Here is a 15,614-nt window from a genome sequence, read left to right as displayed (position 1 = left end):
AATAAAAACAAGGGGAAACAAACATGCGTTCGACAGAGTCCCGGGGAGCCACTCTCTCTCGAACTCGCCCGCCCTCTCAGATCCCGAAGAACAAGGCGGCGATCAGCAGCAGCGGCACCGCCATCCAGAGCAGCACGCGCAGGAGCGCGATCAGGTCGAAGTCAGGCCTCATGCTCCTCGGCGCTCCCGGCCGGGTTAAGGCGGGTGGGCATACGCTTGATCTCGGGGAGAAGCTCGCGGCTGAAGATGTCGTGCAGCCGGCGCAGTTCTCCGAACGGATCGCGATGCGCGTCGACCCTCACGTCCCACAGCGGATATTCCTCCTGGTCGACAATGTAGATGGTCGCCGATTTCTCGCCCTCCTTGTCGCCGCCCGCCCGGTCGCCGGCCTCCAGCGCCTCCATCAGCCGCTCGTCCAGCGTCTTGCCCGCGCTCGCCCGGAACGCCTCGGCCGCCGCTTCCAGCACCTGCGGCCCGGCAAGACGGTTGCCCTGCGCGGAAAAGCCCTCCCCTGCCACCGCCCCGGCCCAGGGGATGCACTCCACGCCCGTCCAGGACGCGGTGCCGGCCTGCCGGTCGATCACCGCGAACTGCCGGGCGGGGGCCCGCGGATCGGTGGCGGCGAGGATGTCGCGCACTTCGGCGGCGTCGCGCCCCTCCTTCAGCAGGCGGATGCCGTCGATGCCGATATAGGGGTTGAGCCGCGCCTGGGTCGCGATCGCGCCGGTGCGGGGATGGGCGTGGGTCAGCAGCTTGCCGACCGCCGGCATCGCCGTCGCCGCGCCGACGCCGTACATCCCGGTCGTCGGGCAGCGGGCGATCAGCGAAAACGTCATCTTCCGGCTCCTCTTCTACACACCCTGGGCATAAGAAAGGCGGCGCCGCGCGGCACCGCCTTCCTTGTTCGTTCGCACGAAAGAAGGTCAGTCCTTCTTGGTACCCAGCGCCTCGCGCACGCTGTCCTTGGCGCTGCCCCAGGCGTTCTGGAGCTTTCCTTCGCTCTGCTCGGCCTGGCCCTCGCGCTTCATCTTCTCGTCGCCGATGAAGCCGCCGGCTTTCTCCTTGAAGCTGCCGCTCCACTGCTTGCCGGTGCCTTCGGCGCGGTCTTCGCTGATCCGTTCGTCGGCCATGCTCATTCTCCTATGTTGCTGATTTATGTGTTCAACCGGCGAGCGGCCGGCCCGGTTCCGTCACAGCGCGTCGGCCAGGGCGGGCGCGGCCTGATAGTCCCGGGGCGTCTCGAAATCGCGCGCGGCGCCCCGCGCCTGGGCGGCGCCGCGCGGAAATCCGCTGCGGCCGCTGAAGTCGCGCGCCTCGCCCTTGGCCCGGCTCCGCTCGGACGTGAGCTTCGATGCGACCAGGGAGTCGATCAGCAGGAATCCGGCGATGGCGGCGAGGCCGATGGCGGCGTTGCGCCGCTGCTCGGCATCGTCGCTCCGCAGGCCGGTGGCCAGCGTCGCCAGGTGGATGAGATCGCCGCCCGCGCGGCTCCACATGGCGGGCCCGGCGTCGACCGACAGCGCGCCCGTGCCGGCGAGGATCTCCTGCGCCCCGAACGCGCGGACCAGCGTCTCCTTGCCTTCCAGGCCGAAGGTGCGGGTGATGCGCTTGGGCGCGATCAGGAAGGCGGCGGCGAGGCCGAAGCTCGCCCAGCCGAGCAGCCGCGCCGCGCGCAGGCTCGTCGTCATGCTCTGGTCCGGACGGCCGCCGGACAATGTCGATGAAGTCATCTCGTCTCTCCTCACGGCTTCAGCACCACCTTGATGCAATCGTCCTGCTTGTTGCGGAACGTCCGGTACATGCCCGGCCCTTCCTCCAGTCCCACCGTGTGGGTGATGACGAAGGAGGGGTCGATCTGGCCCTCCTCGATCCTGCGCAGCAGGTCGCCGGTCCAGCGGTTGACGTGCGTCTGGCCCATCCGGAAGGTCAGGCCCTTGTTCATCGCCATGCCGATCGGGATCTTGTCGACGAGCCCGCCATAGACGCCCGGGATCGAAATGACGCCGGCCGCGCGGCAGACGTAGATCATCTCGCGCAGCACATGGGCGCGGTCGCTTTCCTGCAGCATCATCTGCTTGGCGCGGTCGTAGATCGCATCGACCGTGCTGGTCGCATGCGCCTCCAGGCCGACGGCGTCGATGCACTTGTCCGGCCCCTTGCCGCCGGTCAGCTCCTCCAGCCGCTCGAGGACGCTCTCCTCCTGGAAGTTGATCGGGATCGCGCCCGCGGCTTCCGCCATCTGCAGCCGCTCGGGCAGGCGGTCGATGACGACCACCTTCTCCGCGCCGAGCAGGATGGCGCTGCGCACCGCGAACTGGCCGACGGGACCCGCGCCCCAGATCGCGACCGTGTCGGTCGGCTGGATGTCGCACTGCACAGCCGCCTGCCAGCCGGTCGGGAAGATGTCGCCGAGGAACAGGGCCTGCTCGTCGGTCATGCCGCCGGGCACCTTGATGTGGGTCGTGTCGGCATAGGGGACGCGCAGATATTCCGCCTGCCCTCCGGGATAGCCGCCGGTGAGCTGGGTATAGCCGAACAGGCCGGCGGTGCGGTGGCCGAACACCTTGTCGGCGAGCTCGCCGTTGCGGTTGGTCCGCTCGCACACCGAGTAGTTCTGGCGTTTGCACTGGTCGCAATCGCCGCAATAGATGGTGAAGGGCACGACGATCCGGTCCCCCGCCTTCAGCGCCTTGTTGTCCTTGCCGACCTCGACCACCTCGCCCATCATCTCATGGCCGACGATGTCGCCCGGCAGCATGCCCGGAATGAAATTGTGGAACAGGTGAAGGTCGGAGCCGCAGATCGCGCAGCTCGTCACCTTGATGATGGCGTCGCGGCCATGCTCGATCTCAGGATCCGGGACCGACTCATAGCGTATGTCTTCCTTGCCGTGCCAAACGAGCGCCTTCATGCCGATCTCCAATCTCTGCTTCCCCGCCAAGGAAACGGGAGCGGACGCAGGTCGGGCCAATCCGCCGGCGCCGGTCACCCCGGCGCGAACACGCTTCGCCGCAGGCAGGTTCGGCCGAACGGAAGAAGCTGGCCGAAAAGCGTCGGCATTTCAGTCATGTGTCGCCCGCGCGCGCCGCGGCCCCGCCGGAACATAGGCCCGCGCTCGTTGGTTTGGCGCCGTAACCAATCAGGAGGTTCCAAATGGCTACCAAGACCCGCTCCGGCAGCGGCAACAAGACCAACAAGTCGAACGAGGAGTCCCTGTTCAACTGGGGCGGCAACCAGGCGGGCGTTCTCGTCGGCGCCGCGGTCGCCGGCGCGGCAGTCGGCTTCGCCGCGAACATGGGCCGCAAGCTGTTCGTCCAGATGACGAGCGGCGCGAGCGGCGACTGGGCCGACGCGCTCGCCACCGAACATGCGCTGACGCTCGCCATCTTCGACAAGATCGAGGCGACGGACGACAGCAACACCGCGATGCGCGCGCACCTGCTCGCCAAGCTCAAATATGCGCTCACCAAGCATGCGCTGCAGGAAGAGAATGTCGTCTATCCGGCGCTGCGCCAGGCCAACAGCGCGCACGACGCCGACGCGCTCAATTCCGAGCACGGCTATGTGAAGACCTATCTCTACGAGCTCGAGAACCTGGCCAAGGACAGTCCGGAATGGCTGGCCCGCGTCCGTGATTTCCGCGCGATGATCGAGGAGCATATGCGCATGGAGGAGGACGAGGTCTTCCCGGCGCTGCGCAACACCCTGTCCGAAGACCAGAATGCGAAGCTCACCGCCCTGATGCACAAGGAAGGCTTCAAGTTCGCCTGAGCACCTTCTCCCCTCCCCTCTTCCCCCCTCCCTGCACGCAGGGAGGGGCCGGGGGTGGGTAGGTATCCGGAAAATCACAAGCGGGCGCGCACGCACCCACCCCTAACCCCTCCCTGCGAACAGGCAGGGGAATCTCGTCCGATCAAATCGCCCCGTGGCAGTGCTTGAACTTGCGGCCCGATCCGCAGGGGCACGGCGCGTTGCGGCTGACGGGGGGGACCTCGTCCACCATCGCCTCGCCCGGTATCTCCGGACGCGGGCTCTGCATCGGCGGCAGGCGCGAAAGGACGGCCCCGGTCTCCGCGTCGATGTCCGCCGTGTCGTCGTCGCCGGTCAGCGGGTCGATATGGTGGGTGACGAAATCGGGAAGGTCCGGCAGCGCGGGCATGTCCGGCAGGTCCTGCGGCGGCGCCATCATGAACTGGGCGAGCGCGAGCTGGCGGGTCACGTCCTCGCGGATCGCGGCCAGCATGCGCTCGAACATCTGGAACGCCTCGTGCTTATACTCGTCGATCGGCTTGCGCTGCGCATAGGCCCTGAGGTGCACGACCTGGCGGAGCGCGTCGAGCATCGCGAGATGCTCCTTCCAGTGATGGTCGAGCGACTGGAGCAGGATCGACTTCTCGATCTGCACCCAGGTTTCGTCGGGGATCTCGGCGGCCTTCGTCGAAATCTGCTCGCCGGCCAGCTTCTGCAGGCGCTCGACGAACATCTCCGGCTCGACCGCTTCCTCCTTCACCCACTCGTTGAAGGGCGGCATGATGCCGAACACCCGCTCCACCCGCTCGGTGAGCAGTGCGATGTCCCACTGTTCGGGATAGGAATTGGGCGGGCAGGCCTCGCCGACCAGCGCGTTCACCGTCTCGGCACGCATGTCCTCGACCACGTCGCCGACCGTATCGGCGTCCATGATGTCGGCGCGCTGCTCGTAGATCACCTTGCGCTGGTCGTTCATCACGTCGTCATATTCGACGACCTGCTTGCGGATGTCGTAATTGCGCGCCTCGACCTTCTTCTGCGCGGTCTCGATCGCCTTGGAGATCCAGGGGCTGACGATCGCCTCGCCATCCTTGAGGTTCTTGTTCATCAGGCGCGAGAACATGGTCTGCGGCCCGAAGATGCGCAGCAGGTCGTCGTCGAGACTCAGGTAGAAGCGCGACAGGCCCGGATCGCCCTGCCGGCCCGATCGGCCGCGCAGCTGGTTGTCGATGCGGCGGCTCTCGTGCCGCTCGGTGCCGAGCACGAACAGGCCGCCCACCTCGCGCACCTTCTCCCGCTCCGCTTCCACTTCCTCGCGGATGCGCTGCTCGGCCGCCTCGCGCTCCGGCCCGGGCTCCATGCCGCCGAGCTCGTCCTCGACGCGGAACTCCACGTTGCCGCCGAGCTGGATGTCGGTGCCGCGACCGGCCATGTTGGTGGCGATGGTGACGGCGCCGATCCGTCCCGCCTGCGCCACGATATGCGCTTCCTGCTCATGGTGGCGGGCGTTGAGCACCGCGTGCCGCACGCCCATGCGGTTGAGATATTCGGACAGAAGCTCAGATTTCTCGATCGACACGGTGCCGACCAGCACCGGCTGGCCGAGCTCCTGCTTCTCCTTGATCGCCTTGGCGATCGCCGCGAACTTGTCGCCCTGGTTCTTGTAGAATTCGTCGTCCTCGTCGATCCGGCTGACCGGCCGGTGGGTCGGGATGGTGACGACGTTCATCTTGTAGATGTCGAAGAATTCCGGCGCCTCGGTGGCGGCGGTGCCCGTCATGCCCGACAGCTTCGGATACATGCGGAAATAGTTCTGGAAGGTGATCGAGGCGAGGGTCTGGTTCTCGGGCTCGATGTTGACGCCCTCCTTGGCCTCCACCGCCTGGTGGAGCCCCTCGGACCAGCGGCGCCCGTCCATCATGCGCCCGGTGAACGGGTCGATGATGACGACCTTGCCGTCCTTCACGATATAGTCGATGTCCCGCTTGAACGCGACGTTCGCCTTCAGCGCTTGGTTGAGGTGGTGGACGACCTGGGTGTTCTCGTAATCGTAGAGGTTGGAGCCGACCAGCAGGCCCTCGCCTTCCAGCAGCCGCTCCATCCGCTCGGTCCCCTCCTCGGTGAGGAGGACCCTCTTGTCCTTTTCGTCATATTCGTAATCGTCGGGCGAGATCGCCTTCACGATCTTGTCGAGCGCAAGATAGAGTTCCGACTTGTCGTCCGTCGGACCCGAGATGATGAGCGGGGTCCGCGCCTCGTCGATCAGGATGGAATCGACCTCGTCGACGATCGCGAAATTGAACGGGCGCTGCACCATCTGCTGGCGCTCGTACTTCATGTTGTCGCGCAGATAGTCGAAGCCGAATTCGTTGTTCGTGCCGTAGGTGATGTCCGAATGATAGGCTTCGCGGCGCTGGAAGTCGGTCAGGTTCGGGACGATCACGCCGACGCTGAGGCCGAGGAAGCGGTAGACTTGGCCCATCCATTCGGCGTCGCGGCGCGCCAGATAGTCGTTGACGGTGACGACGTGGACGCCCTTGCCCTCGATCGCGTTCAGATAGGTGGCGAGCGTCGCGACCAGCGTCTTCCCCTCGCCGGTGCGCATCTCGGCGATCTCGCCGCGATGGAGCACGATGCCGCCGATCATCTGCACGTCGTAATGGCGCTGGCCCAGCGTGCGCTTGGCCGCCTCGCGCACGGTGGCGAACGCCTCCGGCAGGATGTCGTCCAGCGTCTGGCCGCCCTCGAGGCGCTGGCGGAAGATCCCGGTCTGGTTCCTCAGCTCTTCGTCGGTCATCGCCGACACGGTCGGCTCGAACCCGTTGATCCGCTCGACGATCCGGCGCAGCGACTTGACGTAGCGGTCGTTCGACGACCCGAAGATGGCTTTGGCAAATCCGCCAAACATGAGGCGATCCTGTCGTTGATGGGTCTTGCCGTGCGCGGCCGGATGCGGCCGCCGCCGCGGCAGATTGTCGTCGGCGATGTAGGGTCCGCCCCAAGGCAAGTCAATCGACGGACGCCCCGCCCGGGCCGACCGGCCGGGGCCGCGGGCGGCCGTCGAAAGCCCCTCAGCGGGTCGGCGTCAGAGCGCCCCTTCGAGCCAGGACTGGAGCTGGCTCTTGGGCGCCGCGCCGACCTTGGTCGCGGCCGGCTCGCCATTCTTGAACAGGATCATCGTCGGGATGCCGCGCACGCCATATTTCGCGGGCGCGTCGGGATTCTCGTCGATGTTGAGCTTGGCGATCGTCACCTTGCCGCCGAGCTCGTCCGACAATTCCTCCAGCGCCGGCGCGATCATCCGGCAGGGGCCGCACCATTCGGCCCAGAAATCGACGAGCACCGGCTGGTCGGCGCCGAGGACGTCGGTCGGGAAGGAGGCGTCGGTAACGGTCTTGGTGGCCATAACGGTGTAACTCCTGATGAGCGGTCGAATGGCGATGTAGGGCGGCGCGCGCCCCGTCTCAACCACCCGGCGCGTGGGGTCCGAGAAGTTCGGGCGGGAGACGGTGGAGATACGGCCCGGCGGTGTAGAGCAGGCGCGCCTCCACCGTCCGGCCGGGGAAGATCGCGGCGAGCGCGGCGCTGTAGGCGGCCATCTGGCGCAGATGGGCGGCGGGAATTGCGGACGGGTCGGCGGGCGCGGTCCGGCCGGTCTTGAAGTCGGCGACGATCACCCGGTCGGGCCGGACCAGCAGCCGGTCCACCGTGCCGGAGACGACGTGCCCCCCCTCCACCACCGCCGCGATCGGCGCTTCGGCGAGGGAGTCCGCTCCGAACAGCTCGGCATGATCGGGATCGTCGATGATGCGGCAGGCGTCCGCCACCAGGGCCGCGCGGAACGCCGGATCGGCGACGCCGGCCGCCCGCTCCAACCACTGGTCGGCGCGGCGCGCGCGCGCGTCGGCGGGAACGCCCGGCAGCCGTTCGAACAGCGCATGGAGCAGCTTGCCGCGCAGCGCCGCCTGGCGCAGCTCCGGCGAAGGCGGCGGGTTGGCGCTGTCGTCCTCGCGCGGCGCGGAGGGCGAGAGCGGGCGCGGCGGGCGCGCTTCCTGCGGGGCGGGACGGCGCAGCCATTCCGGCTCCGACAGCGCCCGCTCCGGCGAGGCGGCCGCCGCCGCGCGGGCCGGGATCTCCGCGGCGCCGAAGCGGCGGGCGCGGCCCCACAGCCCGTCCTCGCGCCATTCGGCCCCCATCCCGTCCATCGCGGCGTCGACCGCCTGGTACCAGCTCTCCCGCGGCGCCGCGCCGCGGTCGGCCGGCCCGAGCGCGCCGCCGATATAGAGCCGCTCCTCCGCCCGGGTGAGCGCCACATAGAGGAGGCGCCAATGCTCCTCGCGCTCGCGCGCGTCCTGCGCCGCCATCTGCGACTTGAGCGGCTCGGCCATCTCGTCCTTGCGCGGGCGGAAGACCGGGACCTCGGGTCCGCCCTCCGGCAGCCGGAAGCGGCCGAAGCTGCCGCGCGTCCGCTCCGGATCGGCGCAGGCGTCGGCGAGGATCAGGACCGGCGACTGCAGCCCCTTCGATCCGTGCACCGTCATCACCCGCACCGCGTCGAGCGGCGCCGAGGGATCGCGGACGATCTCCACCTCGCCGCGCGCGAACCAGTCGAGGAAGCGCTGCAGCGACGGCGGCCCGGCGGCCTCGAACTGGAGCGCGGACGAAAGCAGCTCCGACAGCGGGTCCCGCGCCTCCAGCCCGAGCCGCCCGACCAGCCGCCGCCGCCCCGCCATCGGTCCGGACAGGATCGTCTCGAAGAAGTCGTGCGGCGTCGTGAAATCGGCCATGCGCAGGATGTCGCCGAGCGCCTCCGCCGTCGCCGCCCCCGCCGGGCTGGCGCGGAGCGCGTCCCAGAGGCTCCCCTCGCGCTCATGGGCGACCGCGAACAGCTCCTCCTGCGACCAGCCGAACAGCGGCGAGACCAGCAAGGCGGCCAGGTTGAGATCGTCGAGCGGCTGGATCGCGAAGCGCGCGGCGGCCAGCATGTCCTGGACGGCGAGCGGCGCCGACAGCGAGAGCCGGTCCACTCCGGCCACCGGCACCCCCTCGGCATGGAGGCGCGCCACGATCAGCGAGGCGAGGTCGCCGCGCCTGCGGACCAGGATCAGGATGTCCTCGGGGCGCAGTGGGCGCCCGCGCGATTCGACGGTGAACGGCCGGTCGAGCCAGCTCCTCACCTGCCGCGCCAGCCGGGCGGCGTAGCGGCGGGCGGCCTCGCCGATCCAGCCCTCCTCCCCCGCATCCTCCTCGGCCGCCGTCTCGCTCTCCTCGGAGAAAGGCTGCCACAGCACGACCGAGCCGGGCCGGTCGCCATGGGCGCTGTCGTGGAGATTGGGACGGCGCGGAAGCCCGAACGCCTCATGCCCCAGATCGGCGATCACCCGGTCGACCAGTTGCAGGATCGGCGGCGCCGAGCGGTAGGATCGGTCCATCGACAGGTCGAGGAAGTCCCGGCCGATCGCATTCGCCTCGCGCCCGAACCAGGCGCGGGCGACGTCGAAGCTCTGCGGATCGGTACCCTGGAAGCCGAAGATCGCCTGTTTGTAGTCGCCGACCGTGAAGATGGTGCGGTGCGCCGCGCGCGCCCCCTCCCCCGCGAAATATTCGAGCGCGATGGCGCGCACGATGTTCCACTGCCGCTCGTTGGTGTCCTGCGCCTCGTCGACGAGGATATGGTCGGTTCGCTGGTCGAGCTTGTAGCGCACCCACTCGCCCATGCCGGGGGTCAGCAGCAGCCGCTCCGCCCAGCGGATGAGGTCGTCGAAATCGACGACTGCCGCCGCCCGCTTCGCCGCCGCATAAGCGCGCGCATAGGCCTGGCCGGCGCGCAGGCCGGCGGCGAGGCAGTCGGACAGCGCCGCCACCTTCCGCATCGCGAGCAGCCGCGTGCAGCATTCCGCCAGCCGCGCCGCATGTTGGGCATAATCGGGATCGACCTTGACGAGGCCCGCCTTCACGCTGCGCGGCTCGCCCGATTTGGTGAGCACGAGATCGGCGATGTCCAACAGGCTGGCCGCGCGCTCCGCCGGCGCACGGGCGCGCCAGGCCGCGATCGCGTCCGCGCAGGCGAGCCCCGTGGCCGTCCCCCATCCCGCGTTGGCGGCCGCGATCCGGTCGAGCGTCGCGAGGTCGAACAAATCGTCGCAGCAGGCGGCGGCGATCGCCTCGTCGACGTCGCCGGACGGAAGGTCGAAGGCGCGGCGCAGGCGCGCGCCGATCCCCTGGCGGGGCCCGATCTCCTCCATCGCCGCGGGCGCGCGGGCGCAGCACAAGAGGAAGGCCTCCGCGCCGCTTTCGCCCAGGCGGTGGCTGAGCGCCTGCATGTCTTCGATCAGCGACAGGTCTCCTTCCCGCTCGGCCCTGACGAGCAGGTCGGCGAGTGTCGCGCGGGCGAGAAGCTGTTCCTCCCGCCCTTCCAGCGGCCGGAAACCGGGGACAACCTCCGCTTCCGCCGGAAAGGCGGCGAGCAGGCTCTGCGCGAAGGCGTGGATGGTCTGGATGCGCAGCCCCCCGCCGCGCGCGTCGAGGACCCGGGCGAACAGGGTTCGGGCCTTGGCGCGCATCTGAGGCCCCGGATCCTCGTCGAGCGCGGCGAGCTCGCGGCCGAGATCGGCATCCTTCAGCCGAACCCAGTAAGCGAGCCGCGCATGGATGCGGTCGGCCATTTCGGCGGCGCCGGCCTTGGTGAAGGTGAGGCAGAGGATCGATGAAGGATCCACTCCGGACAGGAGCAGCCGCAGCACCCGCGCCGTCAGCACATGCGTCTTGCCCGTTCCCGCCGAGGCGGACAGAGCGGCATGGTCGCGCGGGCTGGACGCCGCCTTCTGGGCATCCCGGAGCACGGCGAGCGGGCGGAGGCGGTGGGCCATGGCTTGGCGCTATAGCAGCCGCTTGTCCGTCACCAACGCCGGATTTCGCAGCCCGGCGCCTATTCCGCGCCGGTCCACTTGGCGACCACCTGGGCGGAGGGCTGCGCGCCGCGCGCGACCGCCACCGGCGCGTGATGGACGCAGATGACGGTAAGGTAATGGACTCCCTCGTCGCGGTCGACCGCGACGCGGTCTCCGGGCGAGGGCAGCGCGAGGAAGTGGAACGCCCCCCAATCCTCGCTCTGGTCCCTGAGCGTGCCGCGTTCGACCAGCAGCCGCGCCTCGATCATCGCCTTCATCCCCTGTTGCCGCGGCGGCCATAGTTCCACCTATCCTTCACAAGGGCAATGCTTAAGCGATAAGAGGGAGCCGAACCCAATCCAGCAAGAGACCCATATGGCCAAGCAACCGACCTATCCCGAGGAAGCCGCCGTCGGCGAAGCGGCGGAGGCGGCGCGCGCCGCGCAGGCGGCCGCCGGCCGCGAGTCGAAAGGCGGCGGCGGACGCGGGCGCCACATCGCGGCCGGCGCCGCGATCGGCATCGGCTCCGCCGCTCTGGTGGCCGCGCTCCTCTACGCCAAGGGCCGCAAAAACAGCGGCGACAAGGGCAACGGCTGAGCCCCTCACCGGCAAGCGCGCGCTCAGCCCTTCTTCAGCATCCAGGGCATAGGGCCGCCGAGCAGGATCGGGACGATCGCCCCGGTCGAATCCGCCGCTTCGGAGGCGATCGCGGCGGCGGCGGCAAGGCTGGACTGGATCGGCAAGCTACGCCCCTCTCGATCCTGGATCGTCAAGGGCATCATATCGCACGCTTTTTAGCTGTCCATGCGCCACATGCCACTTCCTGACGCGGCCTGCGCGCAGTAGAAGCGCGTGGAAGCTGGAGGAGCGGGGACAATGGCGCGATCGGACGAAGCGGCGGGGGCTGGCGCGGGCCGGCCGGTGTGGGGCGACGACGTGCTGGGCTTCCTCACCGCGCCCGTCGACCGCGCCCGCTTCCTTCAGGACCATTATGAAAAGACGCCGCTGCTCAGCGCGCGCAGCGAGCCGCGGCGCTATGCGGACATCCTGACGCTCGCCATGCTCGACGCCTTCGTCGCCGAGGCCGACCTGCGCGAAGGCATGGCCGACGTGACCAACGCCAACAGCCGCGTCTCGCGCGACGATTACGTGACCGCCGACGGCCGCATCGACGGCGTCGCGCTCGCCGCGCAATATCAGAAGGGCTCGACCCTCATCTTCCCGCAGCTCCACGAGAGCATGTTCGGGCTCGCCCAATTCTGCCGCGCGCTGGAGGAGGTCTTCTCCTGCCATGTCCAGACCAACATCTATCTCACCCCCGGCACCGGCAAGGGCTTCCCGCCGCATTACGACAATCACGACGTGTTCGTGATGCAGGTGTCCGGCGCCAAGGCGTGGCGGCTGTACGGAACGCCGGTGACGACGCCCTATCGCGGCGAGCGCTTCCAGCTCGGACGGCACAAGGCCGACGCGCCGACCGCCGAGTTCACGCTGAACCCCGGCGACTGTCTCTACATCCCCCGCGGGCTGATGCACGACGCGGAGAATGTCGGCGACGCGCCTTCGCTTCACGTCACCGTCGGTCTCATCACCAAGACCTGGGCCGATCTGATGCTGGAGGCGGTGTCGGAGCTTGCGCTCGCCGAGCCCGAATTCCGCCGCTCGCTGCCGCCGGGCTATGCCGGCCGCGACTATGACCGCGAGGCCGCGCGCGCCCATTTCGCGCGGCTCGCCCGCCTGGTCGCCGACCAGGCGGAGATGGACGGCGCCTTCGACCTGATGGCCGACCAGTTCCTGCGCAGCCGCCGGCCCGATCTTCGCGGCACCATCTTGTCGGGCCCGGTGCCCGGCGCGGGCGGCGGCTTCCGGCTACGGCCGCTCGCGCCCTGGAACCTGGCCGAGGACGAGGGCGCGACGGTGCTGGTCGGCCCCGGCGGCGATCTGCGCTTCGCGCCGGAGGACGGCGACGCGCTCGGCATCGCACTGTCGGGCGCACCGTTCGCGGAGACCGACCTCGCCTGCGCCGAGCCGGCGGAGATGATCCGCAAGCTCTGGACGCACGGCTATCTGGAGCGGCTGTGACGCCTCAGCGGCGGCCGCGCCCGCAGCCGCCGCGGTCGCTGTTCGGACCGGAATCGCTGTCGCTGTAGCCGGTGCCCCGGCCCTGCCCCTGGCCGTCGCTGTTCGGACCCGAGTCGGTGTCGGTGCAGGGCCGGCGGCTGCGCCCGCGCCCGCCGCCCGGCGGATCGGCATAGCGGCCGGAATCGCCGTCGGTGACCCCGTTGCCGCGCCCGCGTCCGATCCCGTCGGCATTGGGACCCGCATCGCTGTCGGTACCGCTGCCCCGGCCACGGCCCACGCCGTCCGCATTCGGGCCGCTGTCGCTGTCGGTCGTGCCGTTGCCGCGCCCGCGCCCGGCGCGGTCCGCATTGGGGCCGCTGTCCGTGTCGGTGCCGCTGCCGCGTCCCCGGCCGATCCCGTCGGCATTGGGGCCGCTGTCGCTGTCGGTCGTCTGGAACGCTTCGGCCTTGCCGGTCAGCAAGGCGGCCGCGCCGCCCCCCGCGACGACTCCGCCGGCGACCCGGCCAAGAAAGGATCTGCGGCTGAGCTTGCGCGTCGGTTTCATCTCCGTTCCCCCGGAATCTTCTTGAGTAGAGCAGAAGCTAACCGAGATGAGGCGCCTCCACAACGGTACTCCGTAAAGCCGCTCGGGGGCTGAGGCACGCGCCCGCAAAGCCTCGGACCGAGGATGAAGGATGCGGCGATCGCGGATTGTGGCAGGTCGATGCTCGGCGGTTCAACCGCTCCCGAAGCATCGGAGGAGCGGCCGGAAGTTGATGCGGAGCGACCCTGACGGTCGATGACCTGTGCCTTTCCTTTTATCTTGGCTTTCTGATCATTGCCCCCTTCTCGCTCCGAAGCTAGGGCTCCCCGGACAAGGGAGTGAACAATGAAAAGATCCTTCAGCTTCTACGATGTTTGCCTGGCACCCTTCGTGGCAGTATCCGCTATTTCGATGCGCCTCGTCCGCCGGAGACGGCTGAGCGAGCTTCCGATCACCCGGTCGGTGCTGAACAAAGCTGGCGTGTTTCCGCTGAGGAAGCATTATTACGAGCCTCTGTACGACGCTTCCGACCTTCGAAAGGATCAAGAGCCGCGCGTCCTCCCGGGCATCGATTTCAACCGTGAGGGCCAGGTGGCGCTTCTCTCGCAGCTGGGCTCCCTTCCCGCCGGGGTGGAGTTCGACATGTCCAATGCGAACTTCGGATCGGGCGACGCCGAGACCTGGTACAACATGATACGGCATCTCAAGCCCCGGCGTATTATCGAGATCGGCTCCGGATACTCGACCAGGATGGCCGCACTCGCGGTGGCCGCCAACAAATCCGAAGATGCCGGCTACAGCTGCGAGCACATCTGCATCGAGCCATACGAGATGCCCTGGTTGGAGGAGATCGGCGTCACCGTCGTCAGAAAAAAACTGGAGGACGTGGATCCTGCATTATTTTCCACACTCTCCCGAAACGACATTTTGTTCATAGACAGCTCCCACATTATTCGTCCGCAGGGCGAGGTTCTGTTGGAGTATCTACAGATTCTGCCGACTCTTGCGTCGGGCGTCGTGGTACACGTGCACGACATCTTCTCGCCACGAGATTATCCGATGGTGTGGCTAGAGATTCCTCTGTTCTGGAATGAACAGTATCTGCTGGAGGCATTTCTCAGTCACAACAGCTCGTGGACCGTCATGCTGGGCGTGAACATGATGAAGCACGAGCAATATGATCTGCTGAAGCGGACTTGCCCTCACCTGACGCCGGAGCGCGAGCCGGGATCGTTCTACCTCGTCCGGAACTGATCCGCTTTCCTCCACTCACGGGTGACGCACCACGTTCGCGGCGATCACTGCACCCCAGCGACCTCAGTCGTTCTCAATGGCCTCCAGCTCGTCGTCGCAACAACGTGAACAATATCGCCGGCGTCGGATCGACAATCGTCAAAGAAGGCCATGTGGATGGTCGAACCGACGGCCACGGGACTGAACGTTCACGATGCGCACGTGGTCGCCGAGCCCGGAAGCCCAAAGGCGCGCCTTCAGTTCGCCAGTTCCGCCAGCCAGCCCTTCTCGGCCAGGTCGACCTGGTCGGCTTTCATCTCCTCCTCGAAGCCTTTTTCCCACGGAAACAGGCCCTCCCCGTCGGGTCAGATCAGGTGAACGCAGGGGAAATCGGGAGATATTTTTCATAGTGACGCTTCGACACCGGCATCAGCACCGCCTCGGCGTTGCCGAAGACACCGTTCAATCGCACGCCAGTCGGCAACGCCCTGCCTTGCTGCACGCCGCGAAAACGTCCCAGAGCACGTCGTGTGCGACGTGCCGCGGCGGGGCGAAGAGGATCATTTCGGGCAACCGATGGTGAAGCCAGAATCCGGTCGAGTAGTTGAAGGTCGGCGCGAGGGACTACCGGTTCCGAGGCGGGCGCCTGCGCCATTTGTTCTTCTGAGCAGCTGCGATCACGTCCCGGCGATAGGCCAAGGCTGCCAGGATGATGTAGATGGCGACCCAGGGAATGAGCACCAGGCCCAATCTGCCGCCATCAAACGGGACATCCGCGCCCGCAGTTCCCAGGGCGAAAGTGACCAGAAGAAATGCGGACAGGACGCAGCAACGTAGCAGCGCGGCACGAGGATTATACGCGCTACGTCCGATTTGCTCTTCTGTGATTTCGTAATACATCGCCGCCACCGTCATCGCCCGGCTCCAGAAAGAGGCTTCAAGTATCAGCGCCGACGCAATCAACGCGGCCGCCCAGCTGAACCAGCTGCCGCCGCCGACAAGCCAGCTGGCGAGTGCTAGGTTTCGTGGACAAAGCTTGACGGGGGACTCGCAGGTTGATTCAAAGCTTCCTTTTGGAGGCGGCGTTGGGCGAGTGGATTGGTCTTACGGATGACGAGTGGGCATTGATCGGGCCG

15 protein-coding genes and 1 pseudogene are annotated in these 15,614 nt (G+C 67.9%); 4 read left to right on the top strand and 12 right to left on the bottom strand.

All coding sequences use genetic code 11. The annotated features are described in order from the left end of the window. Positions 1 to 161: 161 nt before the first annotated feature. From ACK4K7_RS16090 to ACK4K7_RS16075, 4 genes are all read right to left on the bottom strand, one after another. The gene (locus tag ACK4K7_RS16090; RefSeq protein WP_431867526.1) at positions 162 to 836 is read right to left on the bottom strand and encodes a DUF1028 domain-containing protein; all 675 of its coding nucleotides are present in this window, start codon (positions 834 to 836) and stop codon (positions 162 to 164) included. A gap of 87 nt (positions 837 to 923) precedes the next feature. Next, positions 924 to 1,130 (bottom strand): CsbD family protein, encoded by a 207-nt coding sequence (locus tag ACK4K7_RS16085; protein WP_431867524.1) that lies wholly within the window; start codon positions 1,128 to 1,130, stop codon positions 924 to 926. Between the two features lie 60 nt (positions 1,131 to 1,190). Beyond that, on the bottom strand, positions 1,191 to 1,730 hold the full coding sequence (locus ACK4K7_RS16080; RefSeq protein WP_431867522.1) for a hypothetical protein: 540 nt from the start codon (positions 1,728 to 1,730) through the stop codon (positions 1,191 to 1,193). A gap of 11 nt (positions 1,731 to 1,741) precedes the next feature. Further along, positions 1,742 to 2,911 carry a zinc-dependent alcohol dehydrogenase gene (locus tag ACK4K7_RS16075; RefSeq protein WP_431867520.1) on the bottom strand — a complete coding sequence of 390 codons (1,170 nt, stop codon included), beginning with the start codon at positions 2,909 to 2,911 and terminating at the stop codon, positions 1,742 to 1,744. Positions 2,912 to 3,153: 242 nt separating this feature from the next. Here ACK4K7_RS16075 and ACK4K7_RS16070 point away from each other — a divergent pair, with 242 nt between their 5' ends. After that, complete coding sequence (locus tag ACK4K7_RS16070; protein ID WP_431867518.1) at positions 3,154 to 3,771, top strand: hemerythrin domain-containing protein; 618 nt, start codon at positions 3,154 to 3,156, stop codon at positions 3,769 to 3,771. Positions 3,772 to 3,913: 142 nt separating this feature from the next. Here the strand turns inward: ACK4K7_RS16070 and secA are convergent, their stop codons facing one another. The 4 genes from secA to ACK4K7_RS16050 all read right to left on the bottom strand — a co-directional run bounded on the left by secA (position 3,914) and on the right by ACK4K7_RS16050 (position 10,948). Beyond that, entirely contained in the window at positions 3,914 to 6,658 is a 2,745-nt protein-coding gene (gene secA, locus ACK4K7_RS16065; protein WP_431867516.1) for a preprotein translocase subunit SecA, read from the bottom strand. A gap of 177 nt (positions 6,659 to 6,835) precedes the next feature. Continuing rightward, positions 6,836 to 7,156 carry a thioredoxin TrxA gene (gene trxA, locus ACK4K7_RS16060; RefSeq protein WP_431867515.1) on the bottom strand — a complete coding sequence of 107 codons (321 nt, stop codon included), beginning with the start codon at positions 7,154 to 7,156 and terminating at the stop codon, positions 6,836 to 6,838. 58 nt (positions 7,157 to 7,214) lie between these two features. Further along, positions 7,215 to 10,619, bottom strand: a complete 3,405-nt coding sequence (gene addA / locus ACK4K7_RS16055) for a double-strand break repair helicase AddA (RefSeq protein WP_431867514.1) — start codon at positions 10,617 to 10,619, stop codon at positions 7,215 to 7,217. Positions 10,620 to 10,678: 59 nt separating this feature from the next. Then, positions 10,679 to 10,948, bottom strand: a complete 270-nt coding sequence (locus tag ACK4K7_RS16050; RefSeq protein ID WP_431867513.1) for a hypothetical protein — start codon at positions 10,946 to 10,948, stop codon at positions 10,679 to 10,681. A 67-nt stretch (positions 10,949 to 11,015) separates the two neighbouring features. Between ACK4K7_RS16050 and ACK4K7_RS16045 the strand changes: the two genes are divergently transcribed. Further along, a complete protein-coding gene (locus tag ACK4K7_RS16045) occupies positions 11,016 to 11,237 on the top strand; it encodes a hypothetical protein (protein ID WP_431867512.1) in 222 nt (73 codons plus the stop codon). A gap of 23 nt (positions 11,238 to 11,260) precedes the next feature. Here the strand turns inward: ACK4K7_RS16045 and ACK4K7_RS16040 are convergent, their stop codons facing one another. Then, on the bottom strand, positions 11,261 to 11,422 hold the full coding sequence (locus tag ACK4K7_RS16040; protein ID WP_431867511.1) for a hypothetical protein: 162 nt from the start codon (positions 11,420 to 11,422) through the stop codon (positions 11,261 to 11,263). Positions 11,423 to 11,516: 94 nt separating this feature from the next. Here ACK4K7_RS16040 and ACK4K7_RS16035 point away from each other — a divergent pair, with 94 nt between their 5' ends. Next, positions 11,517 to 12,722, top strand: a complete 1,206-nt coding sequence (locus tag ACK4K7_RS16035; RefSeq protein WP_431867509.1) for a cupin domain-containing protein — start codon at positions 11,517 to 11,519, stop codon at positions 12,720 to 12,722. A 4-nt stretch (positions 12,723 to 12,726) separates the two neighbouring features. Here the strand turns inward: ACK4K7_RS16035 and ACK4K7_RS16030 are convergent, their stop codons facing one another. Further along, on the bottom strand, positions 12,727 to 13,266 hold the full coding sequence (locus ACK4K7_RS16030; RefSeq protein WP_431867508.1) for a twin-arginine translocation signal domain-containing protein: 540 nt from the start codon (positions 13,264 to 13,266) through the stop codon (positions 12,727 to 12,729). Between the two features lie 324 nt (positions 13,267 to 13,590). Here ACK4K7_RS16030 and ACK4K7_RS16025 point away from each other — a divergent pair, with 324 nt between their 5' ends. After that, positions 13,591 to 14,499, top strand: coding sequence for a class I SAM-dependent methyltransferase (locus ACK4K7_RS16025; RefSeq protein WP_431867507.1), 909 nt, complete (start codon positions 13,591 to 13,593; stop codon positions 14,497 to 14,499). A 441-nt stretch (positions 14,500 to 14,940) separates the two neighbouring features. Here ACK4K7_RS16025 and ACK4K7_RS16020 read toward each other — a convergent pair. Beyond that, a pseudogene (locus ACK4K7_RS16020) lies at positions 14,941 to 15,081 on the bottom strand (hypothetical protein); the annotation flags it as partial. 21 nt (positions 15,082 to 15,102) lie between these two features. Further along, a complete protein-coding gene (locus ACK4K7_RS16015) occupies positions 15,103 to 15,393 on the bottom strand; it encodes a hypothetical protein (protein WP_431867505.1) in 291 nt (96 codons plus the stop codon). Between the last annotated feature and the right edge of the window lie 221 nt (positions 15,394 to 15,614).

The sequence above is a fragment of the Allosphingosinicella sp. genome (assembly GCF_046295735.1).
Taxonomy (GTDB): domain Bacteria; phylum Pseudomonadota; class Alphaproteobacteria; order Sphingomonadales; family Sphingomonadaceae; genus Allosphingosinicella.
The sequence above is the reverse complement of the archived record's forward strand: the minus strand, read 5'-3'. Positions and strand labels throughout refer to the sequence as shown.